The organism is Lactiplantibacillus fabifermentans DSM 21115, from assembly GCF_000498955.2.
GTDB lineage: Bacteria > Bacillota > Bacilli > Lactobacillales > Lactobacillaceae > Lactiplantibacillus > Lactiplantibacillus fabifermentans.
The window spans coordinates 1-19,516 of the sequence record NZ_AYGX02000046.1 but is presented as its reverse complement, the minus strand read 5'-3'; the positions used below and the strand labels follow the sequence as shown (position 1 = coordinate 19,516).

Below are 19,516 nucleotides of genomic sequence, written 5' to 3'. Positions count from 1 at the left end.
CACCCTGACATACTCATCATCGCCATCAAAACACTTTAGCTAGCACCCGATGAAATAAAGATTTTCCAGACACCAGTGTCAGTTCTGCACGAAGATTTGTCTGCCAATAATCTCGTCTTCTAGTGGATTTCACCAGTTACCGACTATCCCATCTAGCTACTTCATCACGAACAAACTGGCTATCGGACCTATAACGCTAACTAATAACCCATGATTTTTGAAAGTATCACTACCAAGATTGAAAGGAACTGATCATAGAATACCGCTGTTATTAAAAAGAGACCTATCACGCATAACGTAATAAGGTAGATTGCAAATTAATACTATTATTCATCGTACAAAAAAGACGGTTAACTGACACTAAGTCCGTTAACCGTCTAAATTTTTATGCGTTACTCGCGACCGCGGCCCGCTTGGAAAGCTTCCCAGCCTTCGCTGGCGATAAAGTAGACTAGTACTAATGCGGCAACTGAATCCGCCCACCACCAGTTAAACAATGCGGTCAATACGGCCCCTACTAGCACCGTCCCGGCCATATAGGCACACGTAATATTGCACATACCATCTTCAATTAAAGCTGGTGAATGTAACGCTTGGCCTAAATGGCGTTTGCGTAAGGTCAGTAGCGGCATCAAGATTACTGAAGCCACTGCAATCGCCATCCCCATCGTACTTTCATCCGCCTGTTGATGGGTGGCCAAATTATACACCGATACGGCCGTCACATATACTGACAGGCCTAATAAGACCGTCCCAACAACTAATGATGAGCGGCGTTCGGCGCGTTCGATAACTTCCGTGGAGGCGCCATTGGCTTCTTTGCGTAATCGCCAAATTAACGTGCCCCCCGCAATAATTTCCAAAAAGCTATCCAAACCAAACGCAATCAATAAGATGGAACCAGCTTGTAAACCGGCCGTTAAACCGACTAAAAATTCAAACGCCATCCATCCCGTTGAAAAGTACTCCGTATGCATGCTGCGTTGCACTAATTTTGCTTTATTTTCCATGTGGCATCCCCCGTAAGACGTGGTCCGCATGGGCCAACGTTTCATTAATCACATCTAAAATATGTGGATCGTCCAGCCGGTAGTAACTGGCCTTACCGACCTTATGTACTCGGACTAGTTGGTATTGCCGCAACGCTGCCAGTTGATGCGATACGACGGATTGTTCGACTTGCAATAATTCGCTGAGTTCACTCACATTTAACTCTTGTTGTTCTAAAACATACAGCACTTGTAACCGCGTCGGATTGCTGAGGAGCTTAAAAATCCGCTGCATCTCTTGCGTGTGTTCGGTATCAATTAAGTTGATTGATGTCATTTTCATATGTTGCTCCTTTCATATGTTGATATTAACATATGTGGTGTTCAACGTAAACGACAACCTTAATGAACGTTTCAGTGTAAAAAAACGGAACCAGCATCGCTGCTGATTCCGTTTTTAATTACGCGTGTTTGATTCGTTTGGCAACTTGGTAGATGGTCCCCATGGCCGCCATGAGCGTGCCCGCAGTAACTAACGTCTTCATCAATGGTTTAGCTTTCATACAAATCACCTTCCTGATGATAATCATAACTACTGCCGGTCGCTAGCGCCATGATTTGAGTTCGGATATGTTGGCTTACTTACTAAAACCACGACTTATCGCCATAGTTACCTTGATATAACCCATTATCCGCCGCGCTCATCAGCTGACTGACTAACAAATTTTGCGTCTTAGTAAACCGAATCTTATTAGTAAATACGGTAAAGGCAATATACCCGGCTAACCGGTTAATAATTTTCACTTCGGACTGGTCGGGATCATTAAGCCGCTGCATGACTTTACCCAACACTTCCATAATGTCGGCAGTTCCCGCCACCGGTGCTTGTGACAAATCATCGTATAGTGCCCGCACAATTCCTTTAGCTTCACTTCGCATAAATATTACCCCCGCATACTGCGATGTCGCACTTATTCCCAGTATACCAAGCTTTAAAACAAAATGAAAACCTAAAAAAAGCGTTACGATTGACACTCGTAACGCTCATGGTCCTAAACGATTTCCAATTGAAGTTGTTGTGATTTAACCCAGTGTGCCGCTAACAAGACCCGATATAACACGAGTGAAATCGCCGCTGGCAACGCCACCCCGACCGCCATATAAACAAGGAAACTTTGCGGATTAGTCGTCGCTAACGTAATCGGCGCAATTAACGAATTTAAGCCTAACCCCGCGAGCTTGTATGTCGTGGAAAAGTTAAACACAATCGTCGCAATCGGGGCCGATACAATCGCCGCGACCATTGGTGGAATCGCCAATCGTGGATTGACTAATAAATTAGGAAATTGCACTTTCGGGGTAATAATTCCTTGGGCAATGTTAGCGCCAATATTATTTTGACGAAAGGACATTACCGTAAAGCCGACGAATTGAGCGGTGGTCCCGATTAACGCCGCCCCTGAAGATACCGGGTCAAGCATGACAGCCACGGCTAAAGCCGCTGAAGAGGCTGGCGTCATTAAGAACAAGGCCCACGCTAAGGAAACGGCCATCGAGCCTAATAATGGATTAACTTTCATCGAAGTCGCGATAAACTTGCTCAACCACACGAGTGCCGGCGTGGTCACTGCCGCTAATCCTAACCCGGCGACCGTACCAATGAACGTGGCCGCTAATGGCACTAACATCATATCAAGTGGCGTTTTGCCAGTTAAGTAATTGCCCACTAAGACGGCAACTAATCCCGCGGCGACGGCGGAGATTGGTTGGCCAGTGGTGAAGATGGTACTCGACGCCGCTTGGGCTAGCGTATGGCCAGTCGCCGTCACCCCACCGGTAGCTGATTGTGAAAAGTAAACGGCGTTCGCCCCAATCGTGGAGGAAATCATGGCACTAAAAGTTACTAAGGTATTGCTATGTAGCATGGTAGCAATCGCCACTCCGAACGCGGGTCCGAGTAAAACTTGTGCGATTGCCCCGACTTGATATAACGCTTGCCAATGTAAAAAATTAGCAAACGATTGTAACAACAATCCAATCCCTAAACAAACTAAAATAGCATTGGAGACGCCGGCGGATACTTGATAAACGTAATCTTTCGTCGTCATTTTATGTGTGGCCGTAGCCGAAGAAGTTGCTTCCATATGTATGCCTCCATTTTTAATTAATGAGAATTACATTAAAACTATGTGAGAATGTCTATTATTTAATCATGCTTCCCAGCAACTGTCAACGGGTATTGACCTTATTTTTTCATGGAAGCGATATCACTTCATTTAATTAAGTCCGGCCAACAAAAAAGGCTTACCTCGTAAGGTAAACCTTTCTAAACTAAAGCTTAATGTGATTGTTTAAAACCAGTGCCGAATTAACGCGCTACCACCTAAGGTCAACACGCCCACTAAAATCCCTACGGACACTAGAGCATGACTGTCACTTGCGGATTCATTGGTTTGTGGCAATTTCTTACTAGTTGTCCCGGCAACCGGCGTCGTGGCATCGGCTGATTCAGTCGTGGTCTTGGCGCTGGACTTCTTGGTGTCAGGTTGTGAACTAGTCGTGTTAGTCGTTGCCGCAGCACTAGAACTGCTGGTGTTCGATAACGCGGCCGTCACTGAGCTACTCAAGCTGCTAGAACTTGAACTAGTACTTGAGCTGGAATTGTTATTGTAGTTGTTGTCAAAACCACCATCAATATCAATTGTCCCAGTATCTTCATCAACATCTGGGTTTACCGAAGTATTGTCACCTGGGTCATCTGGTTCAGTAACGTCAGGTGTTTCCGGCGTAGTGCTGGATGAACTGGAGCTGTCAACACTGCTGCTAGAACTCGATGAACTGGAGCTATCAACACTGCTACTGGAGCTTGACGAACTAGAACTATCTACACTGCTGCTAGAACTCGATGAACTCGAACTGTCAACGCTGCTACTTGAACTTGATGAGCTGGAACTACTGCTGCTAGAACTTGAGCTCGACGAACTAGAAGAACTCGAACTGGATGAATCAACATCCCCGGTCCCAGAACCGCTATTACCAGTCGTTGAAGAAACTTTACCGTTGGCATTTTCTGAATTGCTACCACCACTACCATTACCGCCCCAAGTCATATTGGCTTTATTCCGGAAAATATAGCCACTATCAATCAGACTAGTATCAGTAATCTTCGTGTAGTAATCAATGACAATCATGTTACTGATTGAATCATTGAATTTCATATTAAAGCCATTTTCGTTATAAGTGATTTGATAGGCGTCATCACTAATTTTGTCCCGACGTTTGTATGTCGTTTTAGTCGACCATTCGCCGTTATAAACTTCAACGCCTTCAATCATTGATTGATAGTCACCAATCGTGTCGGTCACTTTGACATTTGACATAGTCAGTTCGTTTCGGTTAACCAAAATTGTCCACTTAATCGTGCCGTCGTTTTGCAACGTGCCTTTTTTAGACAAGTTAGCTTCGTTAGCCACGATGTTGATTTGCAAAGTACTCGTTTCACCGTTTTGTAAATTGAAAACGACATCTTTTTCGCCAGTATCCTCATAACGATACTTGGCCGTTAAGTTGACCATCAATTTGTCATTAGTTTTACCTTCCAAAGCATCGTTCATCGTAATGACAACTTGACTGTCAGACGTCACCACGGCTTCACCAATCTTAACCTCATTTTCGTCTAAGACATCAAATTTATCGCCGACCGTCTTAGCCTTTAAGTTTTCTGGTAAGTCGATAGTTATCGTATCACCGTCATGTAACGCGGTACTCCCAAAATCCATTTCATATTGAATATTGATTGTATCCGCATGCTTAAAATCGGGACCGTTTAGCACGGATGCCGAAGTTGTAAACTCGCTGGCATTATGGTTAGTCGCCGCCTGGGCAGGCGTGGTCCAACTGAAAAATAGTACCGCCACTAAACTAACTAAGCCAAGCAACCACAACCTAATTTGCTTGTCATGTTTCAAAAATACCCCTCCTATCACATATCCAAGCAAAGTATACACTACACCCTACTTTTCAATGGATTTTGTGAAAGAAACGACTTATTTCGCCATTAAAAAAACAGCAACCTAATTGGCTGCTGCTACGATTATTAAGGTTGACACAATTGATCAATCCAAGTAAAAAGTTCGCCTAAATCATAGTCGCCACTGTGCGGCGTGTCCCATGGCAAGGTAAAATCAACATCTAATCCCCGATTTTGCAACAACGTCACTAAAATTAGTGGAATCGCAAAACTAGTGTCCCGGTCGGCAGCTCCATGGCGGACCCGCCAATGTTTGGCGCGCGTGCTCTGATCATGTAATAAGTACGTGACCGGATTCACATTGGTTACTAGCTCGTAACTAGCCAGTTTGGCTGGAACGGTTGAATGTTCCGACGCAAAGGTCGTGAAGTGCTTCGCCGGTGTTTGCGCATCGCCAAATAGTTTTGTTTCCGGACTGCTGAGGTCCAATTCATCAAAGGCGGGCACAGCTTTCATCCGGGTAATTGATACAAAATACGCGGTTAAATCCAAGTCGGTCACCCGGCCCGCGTTAACCTCAAAACCAGCGTACTTATGAATATCCACGCCCTGATCTAACGCTGTTTGCGCCGAGGCCATCACCGTTTGTCGAACTAATTCGCGAAACGACCCGTTACCATCCGCATCCAAGGTCAATTGCGCTCCGGCAGTATCCGTCAATTGTAGACTATTCAAGTAAGTGGCAAATTGCGCTTTGAGTACCGCTGACTGGGCTTGTTGGGCCGCCGTTAACGTCCCGGCCCACGGCGTAAACTTCGGCTGAGCACCACTGAAATCCATCTTATAGCGATGCCAATCATTGATGCCGTTGAATTCCCATTCGTAAGCCATATCCGCATGTTCCAAATTATGGATGGGACAGTACGCAGAAACGGCAAAAATATCATCAGTCGCTTGGGCGGCCCCGAGTTTTGCAAGTGCCGGTTCAAAGAATTTGGCGTTACCGCTAGCACCGACTAACGCGGAAGTGGCGCCACCTGCACTCGTCCCATTAGTAATAATCCGGTCAGTATTTCCCGGGAAACGTCCTTGATTAGCTTTGACATAGCGAATGGCCGCCTTCATATCAACAATGAACGCTGGGGCTTTACCAATAAAGTCCCCCGCGGCATTTTGTTGGGACCAACCGCGCAAGCCCGCCGAAACGACCACGTAACCGCGCCGTAGCGCTTGAATTAATGTTTTGCTATTCGTTGGCTGCTGTTGATTACCCGGATAATCGCGCGGTCCCGGCATGTACCCGCCCACGGTATTAGGCATAAAGATTGGGGCGGTAGCAGCGGTATAGCCATTAAGCGTGCCACCTTCAAAATAAGCTGCCGGTACAAATATATTCAGTTGTTGGATATCATCCACCGGCTGTGCAACATACGGAATATCGCAGGCGGCTTGGTAACGCACCGTTTGTCCGTCCAAAGTCACCAATTGCGGTTGAAATTGGGCTGTATCGAATTCGAGTTGGGTCATAAAGGTCCCTCCAATTTTCTTTATCTTAACTGTAAATGGATTCCCACGGCGTATCAAATCTTATTTGGCACGCTATTATTCATTTTTGTCATAATGAAGTGCTTGGGCCCTCAAAAAAATGGGCGCCTGATAAAGGTAAATTTTATCAGGGCCCATTCAGTTTTCACTATTTTCATGGCCGAAACGTGGTCTACCAGGCAATTTGTGCCGCAAATTAACCGCCTGGTAGACCACGCTTGTTTTTATGATTGTTCAAAACTAGCACTCTTAGCGCCAATAAATTGCAGAATCGTGACGCCGACAATCATGACGGCCCCTAAAATCCCATAAAAATTAAAGCTAACATTTAAAAATAGCACACTCAAAATCGTCGCCGACAACGGTTCCACCGCACCTAAGACACTGGCCGTTGTTGGTAAGATATGTTCCAAGCTTTGTAGAAAGAATAAGTAAGCTAACATCGTCCCGAAGACCACCACAAAAGCAACTTCAAGCCAAGCGCCGCCAGTCAAGTGTGGAAAATGCCGCCACGCCTGCGTAAAGATGGCGACTAATACCCCACCAATCAACATCGACCACCCTACGATGGCAATCGACCCATATGTGCGTAAGAGTTTGGGTGGCATCAAGGTATAGACGGTCGCTCCCACGGCCGCTAACAAGCCCCAAATGATGGCCGCTACCGGTAACGCTAACGTATTCAAATGGCCTTGCATCACGATGAGGACCGTCCCAATCACCGCTGAAACCACCGAGATGACATCCAGTTTACTTGGCCAACTAAAATGTAATAGGGATAAATAAATAATAATGATCACTGGTGATAAGAATTGCAAGATGGCGGCCGTGGCCGCATTCCCCGCACTAATGGCCATAAAGTAAGTCAGTTGGACGGAGGCCATTCCTAAAATACTAAACGCGACTAATTTGATAGTTGCCCGTGGTTGATGGAAGACTGTAAAAACTGGTGTCCCCCGTAACAACCCGTACATAATCAGTAAAGCGCCTGAAACTAACATCCGCAACGATACTAGCCAGAGCGGTGAAATCGTCGTCGTATCGAATAAATGTTGGGCCACCGTCCCCGAAGTTCCCCATAATAATGGTCCGGCACTTGCCAAAATTAGTCCCAAGGTCTTTTTCGACATGTCAACGCCCCCTTTTCGTCCAGTCTAACAAGTCTAATTCCGCTTGCCAATGGGGATTATTAATTCAAATTACAAAAAGCGTTTTCATTCTCCAACCACGTTTCTACCCAACTCATGCGCGACGGCAATTGACAGGTTCAGTCGACTAAGCTAATCTTATACCCATACGGGGAGGGAAACGTTCTATGCGTCATCAAAAATTAGTTTACTGGCTCCTCGGGATTTTCGCCGTCGTCTTCATTGGCGGCGCGCTATTAATTCCGACACCGACATTAAAAAAACAAGCAACAACGATTACCGAAATGTTTACCGGTCATGCCCAAACTAAGGGGGCAACGCGCAACGTCGCTAACACTGATTTGGGACAAAAGTATCAACTATCCAAGACTGAAATCAAGGCACTAAGCAAGTTAAAAGTTACCGGCGTGGGCGATTCCATCATGGTCCGGACGACCACGGACTTAAAACAAGTTTTTGGCAGTTTTAACGTCAACGCCAAAGTTGGCCGCCAAGTTTCAGCCGCACCCGCAATCATTAGCCAATTAAAGGCTGATAACGCCATTCAAAAAAACGTCTTAATTAACTTGGGGACGAACGGTCCGACTGATGCCGCAACCATTGATGGCATCATCGACCAAATCGGGAGTAATCATGAAATCTTCTGGGTCAACACCCGCGTACCCGACAAGGACTGGCAAGACAGCAACAATAAATTGATTGCCGCCGCTGCCAAAAAGTACAGCAATGTTCATTTAGTGGACTGGCTATACGTCAGCCAAGATAATAACGATTGGTTTGTGAGTGATAACCTACATCCCAACAGTTTAGGCGAACGCGAATATACGTCGACAGTCGGCCAAGTCATGGCTAAGTACGGCGAATAAAAAAAGAAGTTGGGTAGTTTTTCATTCAAAACTACCCAACTTCTTTTTTATTGCATCTCCGTAATCACTTGATTACCCCAAGCTTCCAAATTAGCCAAGCCCGTTTGGAGCTTCAACCCTTCAGCGGTTAAGCCGTATTCGTATTCATCCGTCGAAATGACCAGATCTAACTGGGTCAATTTTGCCAAAACAGTCAACAATCGCAACGTTGAAATGCCGCGAACTTGTCGCCGTAACGTCATGAAACCAGTCGGGGTGGCGGTTAAGTGGCTCAGCGTTAATGCGTTCCACTTATCAGTCACTAATTCCAACCCTACTTTAGTGCCCATACTAATGTCGCGTACTGCCATAATGAAGTTCCCTTTCACGCTAAAATCGTAACTCCAATTTTAAGTGGTTGGCGTAAAAATTGCGACTGATAAGTTCGCGATTAAGCTAAAGCGGGCTTTTCCGTTAATTCGGCCGCAATGGGATCTTGGACCGTTAGCCCGGCCGCGTTCAATTCTTTAATCTTCGTCGCAAATTGTGGCAAGTATTTTTGATGGGCCACGAGCATTTCATCTAAGACATGCTTCGCGGTCGCACCTGCTGGAATCAAGGGATTCATCGTGAATGCTTGTAACGCCAAGCCATAATTACCCGTAGCCGCGGCTTCTACAATCACTAATTCCATGTTCTTCATCAATTGAATCCAGCCCCGTTCAGCCGGTTGGAAGTGACCAAAAGCCATTGGTACGGCGCCGGCCGCCCCAACTTGCGCCGATACTTCGACGACATGGTCACTAGGCAAGTCTGGCACACTGCCTTGATTTAGCGTTGAAACGACCATATGCGTCTTTTTATCTTGATAGATGGACGCAATCGCTTCACAAGCCGCATCCGAATAATGCGCCCCGCCCCGTTCAGCCAGTTGTTTTGGTTTATAGTCCAGATTAGGATCCTTATACAAATCAAATAGTTCTTCTTCAATCCGCGTCACTTGTTGTGCCCGCGTCCCTTCAGGATTAGCGTATTCTTCAAGGCCGTGTTTCAACATTTCTTCTTGCCGGTAATAGTAACGGTGATAGCCACACGGAATCATTTTCATATTGGCCAATTGGTCTTTGAAGAATGGCACATCAAAAATGTTGGTCGGCAAGCCCGCATCGTCATCGCCAAATAATTTATCAATAATTTGCATCGTGACTTCTTGCCCGGTATTATCCCAAACGCGGTGCCAGTGAAAATGGTCAATCCCGGCGAATTTATAAGTTAAATCATCTAAAGTCTTCCCAATTAATTCCGGTTCACTCAACATCGCCATCACGGGAACATTGCACAAACCAATCACTTTATCCCAATGCCCATAAGTCTTAATGGCTTCAGTGATCATGCCACTCGGATTAGTGAAATTAATCAGCCACGCGTTCGGACACAGCGTCTGCATATCATGCACAATATCCAAAATGACTGGCACCGTCCGAAAGGCTTTAAAAATCCCGCCGGCGCCATTCGTTTCTTGCCCAATCAGACCGTAGTAGTTCGGAATCCGTTCATCCTTAATGCGTGCGGGCAAGCGGCCCACCCGAAATTGCGTTGAAACAAAGTCCGCGTCTTTTAACGCCGCTTGCCGGTCTAACGTTAAGTGAATCTGCCAATCGAGTCCGGCCGCTTTGACCATCCGTTTAGCCATCGCCCCCACAATATTGAGCTTTTCTTCACCTGCCGGAATATCCACCAGCCAAATTTCTTTAATTGGCAGTTGGTCGCGCCGTTTGATATAACCTTCAATTAATTCCGGCGTATAGCTCGAACCGCCACCAATTGTTACTAATTTCAACGCTTCACGAGTCATGATGAATCCCTCCATGTATTTTTATCTTTATCAACATGGTTAGGATAAACTGTGGGAATGTTCCCATGTCAAGCGCTTACTTAACAAGTTTCGCGAAAAATCAATTTAGGGGTTAATTCTTGATATGGTTCAGTCGTCTGATTAATCGTGTTATATAAGGACGTAAAGGCATTGTGGGCTTGTTTGGGTAACTGCGCATCCACCGTCGAAATTGCCATCAGTTGGCTAAAGACACTATTATCAAAGCCAAACACGCGGCAGTCTTCCGGCACGCGTTTGCCATGGGCGCGCAAGGTGGCAATAAATTCGGCCGCCACAAAGTCCGCATAGATAACCACGGCTGACGGGGGCTGCGGGGTGGTCAACCACGTTTCGGCGGCTTGTTGACCAGCTTGGGCTTGGAACTGGTAAAAGTATTGCCACGAATTATCAATCTGCGGCGCCGCCTGTTGAAATTCCACCAGCGCTTGTAAGCGTGCTTGCGTGTTGACGGCCTTGGGATCATTAAAAACATGCCCAATTTTCGTCACACCTTGAGTCGCCAAATAATCTAAAATTTGCCGATATAACGGATAATGGTCCAAATATGACGAATAAATTTTGTCGGAATCAATCCGTTGCCACGTCGCAATCGGTCCAAAACGAGTATACGGAATAATTTTGTCCCACGGATTACAACGCGTCAAAATAAACACTGCATCGATTTCATGCGTCATTAGCCGATTCAATACCGCCAACTCATCAGTCGCGGTGGCGGTTTGATAAATATTCACCCGATACTGTTTGGCCTGCGCCGCTTGGGTAAAGTAATTAACGAAGTCCCCCACCACTGGCGCATATTCATGCATCAAAAAACCTATCGTTTGAGTGCGTTGCGCTTTCAATTGGCGCGCTAGCTGATTCGGCACGTAATCTAAAGTCTTCATCGCCGCTAAAACCCGTTTACGCGTATCGCTACTTACATAGCCATGCCCACTAATCACGCGGGAAACCGTCGACTTCGACGTGTCTGCTAACGCCGCAATATCAAAAATCGTCGCCATTTGATCCGCCCCCTTTTACTCCATTATACGAAAAAGCGCCCCGCACAGCTAAATTAAAACTATCATTCAGATACGACTAAGGTCTGAAATCAAACTATCGACTACTTACTTATATTTGCCGCTTTCGGTCAGCAGTAACTCCAGCTAAACTGAATAATTTTAATTTTAAACACAACAAGTCCCGGCCACCATTAATGACCGGGACTTGTTGTGTTTTAGACGAGCCGTACAATTGAGTGATAGTATCACGGAAACCGGCTAGCAAGTGTGAACGTGCTAGCCGGCTGGAGACCAACGTTCGCAGCCTTTTTATGCTTATTTGGTTCCATTGACCGATATTGTCCTGAAAACTCGCTTAGCAAGTTACTATTCTTTAAACTGAATCTTCACATAATCACGATACAACGGTAATTGGTCCATGAGTTCTTGATGGGTGCCGTGCCCACTGACACTCCCATGTTCGATGAAATAAATGTCATCGGCATCCACAATCGTACTCAAGCGATGGGCAATCACTAAAGTGGTCCGCCCTTTCATTAATTCACCTAAGGCTTGTTGCACCATCGCTTCGGATTCGGAATCCAAACTAGCGGTTGCTTCGTCTAACATCAAAATCTTTGGATCACGCAAGAATGCCCGGGCAATCGCCAACCGTTGGCGTTGACCACCACTGACTTTAACACCGCGTTCGCCGACTTGGGTATCTAGGCCATTCGGCATATCGCGGACGAATTTGTTAGCCGAAGCAAGTTGTAAGACGTGCCACAAGTCGTCATCCGTGAACGTCCCCGCTAAACCATACGTTAAGTTGTCGCGAATCGTCCCAGCCATGATGGCGGAATCTTGGCTGACATAGCCAATTTGTGAGCGCCAGTCGGCTAAACTCAAATCGGCGACATTTTGCCCACCAATCGTTACTTGGCCACTTTGCGGTTGATAATAGCGTTCCAATAACCCAAACACGGTTGATTTACCACCACCGGAAGGACCCGCGAAGGCCACGACCGTATTTGGTTTGGCTTCAAAGTTCACATCGTGTAAGATTGGTTGGCCGTCTTCATAGGCGAAGTCCACATGTTCCATCGCCAAAGTCTGGTCGGCAACCGATTGCGTCGCGCCGGCTTCCAATTGTTCTTCAGGTTCCGCTAATAAATCACGCACGCGTTCAGTTGACCCATTGGCTTTAGACAACGTGGTGAAGAATTGACCAAGCGTCCCGGCTGGTCCAATGATTTGGAACAAGTACATCAGGAATGAAACGAGCATCCCCATGGACATCGTCCCACTAGCCACTCGGGCGGCGGCGTAAACTAAGACGCCAACAAACAAGGCCATCATACTGGCGGTCATTACGGGACCCGCAATCGAATCATACAGCGCTTCTTTGACCCCGATTTTATACAACTTTTGAATTTGGTCGCCACCGTTAGCCGTTTCAAAGTTTTCGGCATTGGAGGACTTCACTAACCGAATCTCGGTCAAAGTTTCATCCGCGGTACCACTGAACTTCGCTAAGGCATCTTGGCGTTGATGACCGACGCCGCGCGTCCAGCGCATGATTGGAAACATGACTAACATCATCAGTGGGACGGCTAAGAACATAATCGCCGTCATCTTCCAATCCATGAACGCCATAATCACCAGCGCCCCAATGAGTTGCATCAGTGAGGTTACCATTTGTGGAAACGAGTTCGCTAATAAATCTTTGATTTGCGTCGTGTCATTGACGAGCCGTGACGTCATTTCACCGGTTTTAACATCATCAAAATAGCTGACGCGTAACCGGACTAATTTGTGCCATAACGTGGTCCGCAAATTAGCGACCACATTTTCACCAAAGATTCCGAGTAAACTACCCGAGACGGCACTGATTACTGCACTCAGTAAAAATAACCCAATCACGCCACCAAGTAATGCCGTGTTAACGCCATGGCTAAACCCATTGATCAACGTTTGCGCAAACTTGGGTACGACTAATTGCGCGCCCGTTGCTAATAGGCCTAATAATAAGCCGACCCATAACTGCCAATATTTTGGCTTCGTTTGTCGAATCAAGTTCAAAAATCCTTGCAGGTCAAACTTGCCCGGTTTGGCTTGCTTATTAGTTGGTGCTTCAATTCTCCGTTCCATACCCTAACGCCTCTAATCTAATTTAATTAAAACCAGCGACCGCCAAAACCACCATGATGGTTAGGCCAGCCACTTTCATGCCCCATCTTTCGCATTGCTTGCCAATCAATATCACTGGCATTTTCACTTAACTTATCTAATAATCGTTGTAATTCCGCCTGTTCATCGGCCGTTAAACAACCAAACAGCTTATCGGTCAACATGTCGATACCTTGGTCACGGGAATCGGTCATTTGCCGTCCTTTGTCACTCAAGCGCACGATGACAGCGCGTTTGTCCGTCTCACTTGGAATCCGTTCCACTAACCCGGCTTCTTCCAAGCGGTTAATGGTGGCACTGACGGAGCTTGGCCGGATATCTAAAATCTCGGCAATTTCGGCGTTAGTTAAGCCAGCGGGTGAATCCATCAACAATTGTAGTAACCGCAGTTGACCGCGGCTACCACTGGGACCGCCATGCCCCATAAAATCATGTTGATGCACCACGGCCATCATGAAATACCGGTTTTGCATCAATTTGCCAAACGCTTGATATAAATCGCGACTATTAGTTGTCATAATCATTACCTCGTTTTATTTAGAATATTGTTAGCTTTTGAAATTAAAAGCTAACTATTGGATAAATGTCGCTATTTGAATTCGGAATAACGACGACTTGTTCGGAACGTCAATTATATTAGCACGATAGTTAGCTTAATACAACAAAAACTAACCATTTTTCTAACTATTGGCCAACAAAAAAGTACGGAATACTGATAAACCGCACTTTCAAACCAATTATTTTGGCAATAAAAATTCAGATGGTATCGCCACATTTTGAGTTTGACCGGTAATTGCTAGTTTAAATGCCCGGGCCCCCACTTCCTCAAAATGGTGATCAATCGTGGGTAAATTCAACGCTTCTCCAGCCAGTTGGTGCTCTTGGCCAATCAAGTACGGCGGTTTAACGCCGGCGCGACGATATGCGCGTAACATGCCCACCGCAATATCGTCGCCGTTCGTCAAGACGGCATCCACGGTGGGTATCTGCGTCAAGAAATACTGCCCGGCGCGGTCGCCATCCGCCGGGGTCGCCACCCCGGTAAAAATCGCCGCCGCCGCTAATGGCTGGCCGAACACCGTTTGATACGCTTGCACCATCGCTTGCGTCGTGGCACTAATCGCGACGTCACGACTAGCTAAAATCCCGATATGGTTGGCGCCACGTTGTTTCAAATGGTTAAAGGCTGCTTCATAGGTCGCCTGCCGTTCCGCATAAGCAGCGGGGATCGGACATCTTTGTGGATTTTCACAAACGACAATCGACCCGTAACGCCGATAGTGATTCAATTCCGTTAATGGCAAGCCATGCGACGTGAATATCAACGCATCATAAGCTTTCTGACGTAAATCTTCTAAATATTGTAATTCCAAGGCCGCATCGTACTTGGATGGCAACAAAACGACATGATAGTTCGCTTCAAAGGCGGCGCGCATGATGCCATGCACGAGTTGGGTAAAATACGGGTGGTCGGAGTGTGGCAATACGACCCCCACATTTTGCGTCCGGCCCCGACTTAAATCACGGGCCACCGCATTCGGCACATAATCCAATTCATCGACGACTTTTTGAATCGCCGTGCGCGTCGCCTCAGAAACGTAATTTTGACGGTTAATGACCCGTGACACGGTCGACACGGAGTACCCCGACAAGCGCGCGATATCACGAATATTCGTCATCGTTACCCCTCCGTTACATAATTTTGAATGGCATACGCCACCCCATCGTCCGCATTGGATTTAGTGACCCAGTGACCGACTTGTTGAATATCTGGCGTCGCATTAGCCATGACAATGGCAGTGCCGACAGATTTGAACATCGGCAAATCATTTTCACCGTCACCAAAGGCCGCCGTTTCGGCCGTTTGCAAGTGGTAATAATCTTTGATAAACGCAATTCCACTCGACTTTTGCGCTAAGTCACTCGTGATTTCCAAGTACGTTTGCCCCGATAATTTCACACTAATGTCAGCGTAGTTCAATGCCTTCAAGTCCGCCGCCAATTTTTGAATCATGACCGTATCGAGCGTCATAATCATGATTTTGAAGCAACGATTCGTTTCATCAGCCAACAGCGTCTCATAATTAGCAATGGTTGGTTGTTGACCGGTCAACTGTTGTTCGGCCAAGACGCCGCGGTCGACGTGTTCGGTATACCAGTGGTCCTGCGTGTAACAACTCAAGCTGACCTTGGGAAAACTCGTTTGAATAAACTCCAGCAACATCCGCGCCCGATTTTGTTCTAGTGGATGCATTTGTAATGGCGTAATCTGTTCATTTTCATAAGTGAACACTAAGCCACCATTAAAGGCAATCTGTGGGCCATTCAAATGTAACGCCTGAATTGGTGCCAACATTTCAATCGGCGCCCGGGCCGACACTAAGGTCATCGGCAAGTCACTGGCCGTAATCGCGGCCACATTCGTCGCACTCACAACGCCTTCTGGATTTAATAAAGTCCCGTCTAAGTCTGAAAAAAGGTATTTAATCATAATAAATTTCGCTCCCGTTTGATGTTAATCCCAGTATACCTGTTCGAACGCGTTCGAGGGCAAGCATTAGTTTTTAATCGCTGTTATTCGACGAACTGACTTGGCCTTGCCGCTGTCGGCTGACCGTAATTCCATCCGCCATGGGGACCAGTCCAAGCCTGAGAAGCGGTCTTGAAATTCGCTTTTGAGCCTATACACCAAGTCTCAAAAGTCGTCCGTGGTGTAAACGGGATACAGCCCAATCCCGTTAACGCCACCTGCATGGCCGATTCCATTACGGCCAGCCGACAGCTAAATTGAGGTTAAACACAGATAGACTCCGCTACTTACATTGATACGTTGTAGCGGAGTCTATTGTTTGATTTTAAGCACATTTTAGTTGGGTGTCAGCGATAATGGAAGTCGCCGTGAACGTGGCGTTAGCTCGGCATTTTTTGGGCCGAGCTTACGGCACCGACATCTTTGGAGATTGACGGGTTGGGTCAAGCTTCAAAGTGAGGTTCGAGACCGCTTTTTGGCTCGAACCGGTCGCCACGGCGCCTGGAATTATCGCTGACACCCAACGGCAATTCCAGTCTTTTAATCATCATTTTTAGATAAAGTCAGTCAAAGTTTTGGCATCGTAACGCGTCGTTACTAAGGGTTCCTCGATGCCTTTCCCAATCGCTAAGGCGACGACTGGGACGAAACGTTCAGCATCTAACCCAAAGGTCGTCGCAACTTTGTCAGCGGCGTAACCGGCAATCGGATTCGTATCATAGCCGTGGGCCCGCGCAATTAACATGAGTTGCATGGCGACCATACTACTGTCAATGGTGGCATCGCCAATTAAAAATTCACGACTCGCTTTTTCGTATAACGGTAAGAACGTTTGGAAAATCTCATCGCGCTTTTCAGGGGTAATGCGGCCATCTTCACAAGCTTGATTCCAAACGTCGCGATAAACTTCATGCGACTTCGTATCACCGAGCACGAAAATCATTGCGGAACATGAATCCAATTGTGGATAGTTGAATGGCATCAAAACTTCTTTGGCTTTGGCCTTACCGGCATCACTGTTAACGACCACAAAGTGCCACGATTGCAAGTTGCAAGCGGAGGGCGCGTTAGTCGCTTCACTGATCATCGTTTGTAATTCTTCCGGATCAATGGTGACACTCGGGTCGAATTTACGCACCGATTGCCGTTTGAAAACGACATCGGTGAAATCATTATTAACCATTGGCTTTGCTAAGTTAGTTTGTACCATACGAAAAACTTCCCTTCATGTTACTAAGTTAACTTTATTATACACGAATTTGTATACGCTTTCACATTTAGTCCTCGAAACTATTGATCAACAAAAAAAAGACGTTCTACCAGCTTTTCACTGGATAAACGTCTCAATTTTTACTAATCAAGCTTGGGCCACCACAAAGTAATGGCCTTCCGGGTCAGCAAAGTTAAACGTTAACGTGCCTTGCTGGTCGCTGATATCACCAGCATTAGGAATCTTTGCATGTAAATCCCGAAAACGGTCGGTGAAAAACATCAATGATGGGACATTTTCAGCCACTTCTGGCGAGAAGGTTTTAATGAATTCCTTGCTAAAAAAGGAAAGTTCAACTTCAGGTGCAACAGTCAAAACCACATTCTGCGACCCATCTGGTAAAGTACTCGTGGCCGCAATTTTAGCATCTACATAGTCCAACCAAAACTGAACACACTGATCGACATCTTCCACATATAACATGACACGGACACTTTTCATCGGCAATACTCCTTAAATGCTTTTGTGCTGATTATACTTGTTTTGCAAGTATTTGACTGCTTAGAAGTCTTGTAAAAAAAGGCCGGTTGCCACAATTAATTTACTGGTTATAATTGCACCATCGCTGCTTGAACTTTGCGCGCATCCGCCATCAAATAAGTGACGACTTCAGCGGCTGGTAAAGAGGCTTTAATCAAACCAGCAATTTGGCCACTGTACATCACGCCATTTTCAGCATCATCTTCACGAACGGCTTTATTCAGAGCCGTATCTAAACGTTGATTGAAAGCGGCCCGGTCAGCTTGGTCCGCCTCAACTTGTAGCAACGCCGTAGTTTCCGCATTTTTCAACGCCCGACTCGCCACGCGCACATTTTGACCTACTACGACGGTACTCGTGTCATCGGCGTTAATCACCGCTTGGCGCCAGTTATCACCAACAGGACTTTCTTTAGCAATTGAGAAAATCGTGCCACATTGGACCGCTTCGGCCCCTAAGGCTAAAGCACTAACGACACCGCGACCATCCGCAATACCCCCAGCGGCAATCAACGGCACGTCAATGGCATCAGCGATTTGTGGCCAAACGGCTTGCGACGTCAAGGTCCCAATATGGCCGCCACCTTCCATGCCTTCTGCAATGACCGCATCAGCACCAATTGCGACCATCTTCTTAGCAATTTTGACGTTTGGCACTACCGGAATCACTTTAATCCCCGCGGCGTGGAGATCATCAATGAACAACTTCGGCGTCCCCGCCCCGGTCGTCACGACAGGTACTTTTTCAGCTAAAATTACCTGTAATAATTCCGGGATATTAGTCGCCATCAACATCAAATTAACGGCGACCGGCTTATCGGTTAAGTCACGCGATTCGTGAATTTGTTCACGAAGTTTATCAGCGCTTAAGCCCCCCGCCGCAATCACGCCTAAGCCCCCACCATTAGAAACCGCCGCAGCTAATTTAGCGGTGGCCACACTTTGCATGGCGCCTTGGATGATTGGATATTGAATGCCTAATAATTGGGTGACACGATTACTCATATAAATCACTCCCGTTCTATTTTCGTTACTTTAAAATTACGCTTTCATTCCTACTTTGACAAGCTTTATCTTGCATATCATTTAACAAATTTGACGGTAGCGACTACCATTAATAATTGGAAGGAGTGGTCAAAAATGACCCCAAATGAAATGTTGTCAGATTTACAGAAACTCAAGTTATTACCAGCACAACCACTACATTGGCAAACCTTCAGTCCCACTAGTTTATGCGTCGAATTGCACCACCAACGCTACGTCTACCAACTCGGCGTCCCGCAACACGAAGTCAGCATCTTCGCTGAAGACAACCAAACAGAGCAATCCGGCGATTTCAAGCCTTATAAAACCATCCAACTCAACCGTAAGCAACAACACTTACTGGCCAGTTAATCAAAAGTCGTTTCCAAGCGTTAAACTTGGAAACGACTTTTTTAATTGCGACAGTGCCGCTCCGCCAGTCCGGGACAGCGGTCGTGGAGAACGGCACCAGCCAAACCGCGGTCTGCCGCCACGTTTGCAAACCGTCCCGAACTGGCTCCGCTGAAATTATTTCCTGTTTACGGACAAGTGCATATTCGACAATTGCTCAACAAATCCATCACCTTAAAGTTGTATGGTAGATTGCAAATTTAATCCGAATTTTTGGACAAATTGTTCAGCATAACCTG

General features: G+C 46.4%; 19 protein-coding genes. 2 read left to right on the top strand and 17 right to left on the bottom strand.

Annotation, left to right across the window (positions count from 1 at the left end):
- Nucleotides 1-392: 392 nt before the first annotated feature.
- From DY78_RS03710 to DY78_RS03680, 7 genes are all read right to left on the bottom strand, one after another.
- Complete coding sequence (locus DY78_RS03710; protein WP_024624955.1) at nucleotides 393-1,010, bottom strand: cation efflux transmembrane domain-containing protein; 618 nt, start codon at nucleotides 1,008-1,010, stop codon at nucleotides 393-395.
- Nucleotides 1,000-1,326 carry an ArsR/SmtB family transcription factor gene (locus DY78_RS03705; RefSeq protein WP_420805680.1) on the bottom strand — a complete coding sequence of 109 codons (327 nt, stop codon included), beginning with the start codon at nucleotides 1,324-1,326 and terminating at the stop codon, nucleotides 1,000-1,002. The genes DY78_RS03710 and DY78_RS03705 overlap by 11 nt, the downstream gene beginning before the upstream one ends.
- A 308-nt stretch (nucleotides 1,327-1,634) precedes the next feature.
- Nucleotides 1,635-1,928 (bottom strand): bacteriocin immunity protein, encoded by a 294-nt coding sequence (locus tag DY78_RS03700; RefSeq protein WP_024624957.1) that lies wholly within the window; start codon nucleotides 1,926-1,928, stop codon nucleotides 1,635-1,637.
- A 113-nt stretch (nucleotides 1,929-2,041) separates the two neighbouring features.
- The gene (locus DY78_RS03695) at nucleotides 2,042-3,133 is read right to left on the bottom strand and encodes a PTS sugar transporter subunit IIC (RefSeq protein WP_024624958.1); all 1,092 of its coding nucleotides are present in this window, start codon (nucleotides 3,131-3,133) and stop codon (nucleotides 2,042-2,044) included.
- A gap of 207 nt (nucleotides 3,134-3,340) precedes the next feature.
- A complete protein-coding gene (locus tag DY78_RS03690) occupies nucleotides 3,341-4,957 on the bottom strand; it encodes a collagen binding domain-containing protein (protein ID WP_024624959.1) in 1,617 nt (538 codons plus the stop codon).
- A 128-nt stretch (nucleotides 4,958-5,085) separates the two neighbouring features.
- Nucleotides 5,086-6,486, bottom strand: a complete 1,401-nt coding sequence (locus DY78_RS03685) for a subtype B tannase (protein ID WP_081754430.1) — start codon at nucleotides 6,484-6,486, stop codon at nucleotides 5,086-5,088.
- A 242-nt stretch (nucleotides 6,487-6,728) separates the two neighbouring features.
- The gene (locus DY78_RS03680; RefSeq protein WP_024624961.1) at nucleotides 6,729-7,634 is read right to left on the bottom strand and encodes a DMT family transporter; all 906 of its coding nucleotides are present in this window, start codon (nucleotides 7,632-7,634) and stop codon (nucleotides 6,729-6,731) included.
- 185 nt (nucleotides 7,635-7,819) lie between these two features.
- Between DY78_RS03680 and DY78_RS03675 the strand changes: the two genes are divergently transcribed.
- A complete protein-coding gene (locus DY78_RS03675) occupies nucleotides 7,820-8,518 on the top strand; it encodes an SGNH/GDSL hydrolase family protein (RefSeq protein WP_024624962.1) in 699 nt (232 codons plus the stop codon).
- A 47-nt stretch (nucleotides 8,519-8,565) separates the two neighbouring features.
- Here the strand turns inward: DY78_RS03675 and DY78_RS03670 are convergent, their stop codons facing one another.
- The 10 genes from DY78_RS03670 to DY78_RS03625 all read right to left on the bottom strand — a co-directional run bounded on the left by DY78_RS03670 (nucleotide 8,566) and on the right by DY78_RS03625 (nucleotide 18,848).
- Nucleotides 8,566-8,868, bottom strand: a complete 303-nt coding sequence (locus tag DY78_RS03670) for a winged helix-turn-helix transcriptional regulator (protein ID WP_024624963.1) — start codon at nucleotides 8,866-8,868, stop codon at nucleotides 8,566-8,568.
- An 80-nt stretch (nucleotides 8,869-8,948) separates the two neighbouring features.
- Complete coding sequence (locus DY78_RS03665) at nucleotides 8,949-10,352, bottom strand: 6-phospho-beta-glucosidase (RefSeq protein ID WP_024624964.1); 1,404 nt, start codon at nucleotides 10,350-10,352, stop codon at nucleotides 8,949-8,951.
- A gap of 80 nt (nucleotides 10,353-10,432) precedes the next feature.
- The gene (locus DY78_RS03660; RefSeq protein WP_024624965.1) at nucleotides 10,433-11,395 is read right to left on the bottom strand and encodes a LacI family DNA-binding transcriptional regulator; all 963 of its coding nucleotides are present in this window, start codon (nucleotides 11,393-11,395) and stop codon (nucleotides 10,433-10,435) included.
- 366 nt (nucleotides 11,396-11,761) lie between these two features.
- Nucleotides 11,762-13,525 (bottom strand): ABC transporter ATP-binding protein, encoded by a 1,764-nt coding sequence (locus DY78_RS03655; protein ID WP_024624966.1) that lies wholly within the window; start codon nucleotides 13,523-13,525, stop codon nucleotides 11,762-11,764.
- A gap of 26 nt (nucleotides 13,526-13,551) precedes the next feature.
- Nucleotides 13,552-14,082, bottom strand: coding sequence for a MarR family winged helix-turn-helix transcriptional regulator (locus tag DY78_RS03650; protein ID WP_024624967.1), 531 nt, complete (start codon nucleotides 14,080-14,082; stop codon nucleotides 13,552-13,554).
- Nucleotides 14,083-14,301: 219 nt separating this feature from the next.
- The gene (locus tag DY78_RS03645) at nucleotides 14,302-15,243 is read right to left on the bottom strand and encodes a LacI family DNA-binding transcriptional regulator (protein WP_024624968.1); all 942 of its coding nucleotides are present in this window, start codon (nucleotides 15,241-15,243) and stop codon (nucleotides 14,302-14,304) included.
- Between the two features lie 2 nt (nucleotides 15,244-15,245).
- On the bottom strand, nucleotides 15,246-16,055 hold the full coding sequence (locus tag DY78_RS03640) for an HAD family hydrolase (RefSeq protein WP_024624969.1): 810 nt from the start codon (nucleotides 16,053-16,055) through the stop codon (nucleotides 15,246-15,248).
- Between the two features lie 592 nt (nucleotides 16,056-16,647).
- Nucleotides 16,648-17,304 (bottom strand): nitroreductase family protein, encoded by a 657-nt coding sequence (locus DY78_RS03635; RefSeq protein WP_024624970.1) that lies wholly within the window; start codon nucleotides 17,302-17,304, stop codon nucleotides 16,648-16,650.
- Between the two features lie 147 nt (nucleotides 17,305-17,451).
- Nucleotides 17,452-17,805, bottom strand: a complete 354-nt coding sequence (locus tag DY78_RS03630; RefSeq protein WP_029778997.1) for a VOC family protein — start codon at nucleotides 17,803-17,805, stop codon at nucleotides 17,452-17,454.
- Between the two features lie 107 nt (nucleotides 17,806-17,912).
- Nucleotides 17,913-18,848, bottom strand: coding sequence for a nitronate monooxygenase (locus tag DY78_RS03625; protein WP_024624972.1), 936 nt, complete (start codon nucleotides 18,846-18,848; stop codon nucleotides 17,913-17,915).
- Nucleotides 18,849-18,983: 135 nt separating this feature from the next.
- On the opposite strand from DY78_RS03625, the gene DY78_RS03620 reads away from it, so the two are divergent.
- Complete coding sequence (locus DY78_RS03620; protein ID WP_024624973.1) at nucleotides 18,984-19,238, top strand: hypothetical protein; 255 nt, start codon at nucleotides 18,984-18,986, stop codon at nucleotides 19,236-19,238.
- Nucleotides 19,239-19,516: the final 278 nt, after the last annotated feature.

What these genes read in the sequence shown, in the direction of transcription:
- DY78_RS03710 (WP_024624955.1), bottom strand. Translation starts at nt 1,010, where the DNA reads ATGGAAAATAAAGCAAAATTAGTGCAACGCAGCATGCATACGGAGTAC.
- DY78_RS03705 (WP_420805680.1), bottom strand. Translation starts at nt 1,326, where the DNA reads ATGACATCAATCAACTTAATTGATACCGAACACACGCAAGAGATGCAG.
- DY78_RS03700 (WP_024624957.1), bottom strand. Translation starts at nt 1,928, where the DNA reads ATGCGAAGTGAAGCTAAAGGAATTGTGCGGGCACTATACGATGATTTG.
- DY78_RS03695 (WP_024624958.1), bottom strand. Translation starts at nt 3,133, where the DNA reads ATGGAAGCAACTTCTTCGGCTACGGCCACACATAAAATGACGACGAAA.
- DY78_RS03685 (WP_081754430.1), bottom strand. Translation starts at nt 6,486, where the DNA reads ATGACCCAACTCGAATTCGATACAGCCCAATTTCAACCGCAATTGGTG.
- DY78_RS03680 (WP_024624961.1), bottom strand. Translation starts at nt 7,634, where the DNA reads ATGTCGAAAAAGACCTTGGGACTAATTTTGGCAAGTGCCGGACCATTA.
- DY78_RS03675 (WP_024624962.1), top strand. Translation starts at nt 7,820, where the DNA reads ATGCGTCATCAAAAATTAGTTTACTGGCTCCTCGGGATTTTCGCCGTC.
- DY78_RS03670 (WP_024624963.1), bottom strand. Translation starts at nt 8,868, where the DNA reads ATGGCAGTACGCGACATTAGTATGGGCACTAAAGTAGGGTTGGAATTA.
- DY78_RS03665 (WP_024624964.1), bottom strand. Translation starts at nt 10,352, where the DNA reads ATGACTCGTGAAGCGTTGAAATTAGTAACAATTGGTGGCGGTTCGAGC.
- DY78_RS03660 (WP_024624965.1), bottom strand. Translation starts at nt 11,395, where the DNA reads ATGGCGACGATTTTTGATATTGCGGCGTTAGCAGACACGTCGAAGTCG.
- DY78_RS03655 (WP_024624966.1), bottom strand. Translation starts at nt 13,525, where the DNA reads ATGGAACGGAGAATTGAAGCACCAACTAATAAGCAAGCCAAACCGGGC.
- DY78_RS03650 (WP_024624967.1), bottom strand. Translation starts at nt 14,082, where the DNA reads ATGACAACTAATAGTCGCGATTTATATCAAGCGTTTGGCAAATTGATG.
- DY78_RS03645 (WP_024624968.1), bottom strand. Translation starts at nt 15,243, where the DNA reads ATGACGAATATTCGTGATATCGCGCGCTTGTCGGGGTACTCCGTGTCG.
- DY78_RS03640 (WP_024624969.1), bottom strand. Translation starts at nt 16,055, where the DNA reads ATGATTAAATACCTTTTTTCAGACTTAGACGGGACTTTATTAAATCCA.
- DY78_RS03635 (WP_024624970.1), bottom strand. Translation starts at nt 17,304, where the DNA reads ATGGTACAAACTAACTTAGCAAAGCCAATGGTTAATAATGATTTCACC.
- DY78_RS03630 (WP_029778997.1), bottom strand. Translation starts at nt 17,805, where the DNA reads ATGAAAAGTGTCCGTGTCATGTTATATGTGGAAGATGTCGATCAGTGT.
- DY78_RS03625 (WP_024624972.1), bottom strand. Translation starts at nt 18,848, where the DNA reads ATGAGTAATCGTGTCACCCAATTATTAGGCATTCAATATCCAATCATC.
- DY78_RS03620 (WP_024624973.1), top strand. Translation starts at nt 18,984, where the DNA reads ATGACCCCAAATGAAATGTTGTCAGATTTACAGAAACTCAAGTTATTA.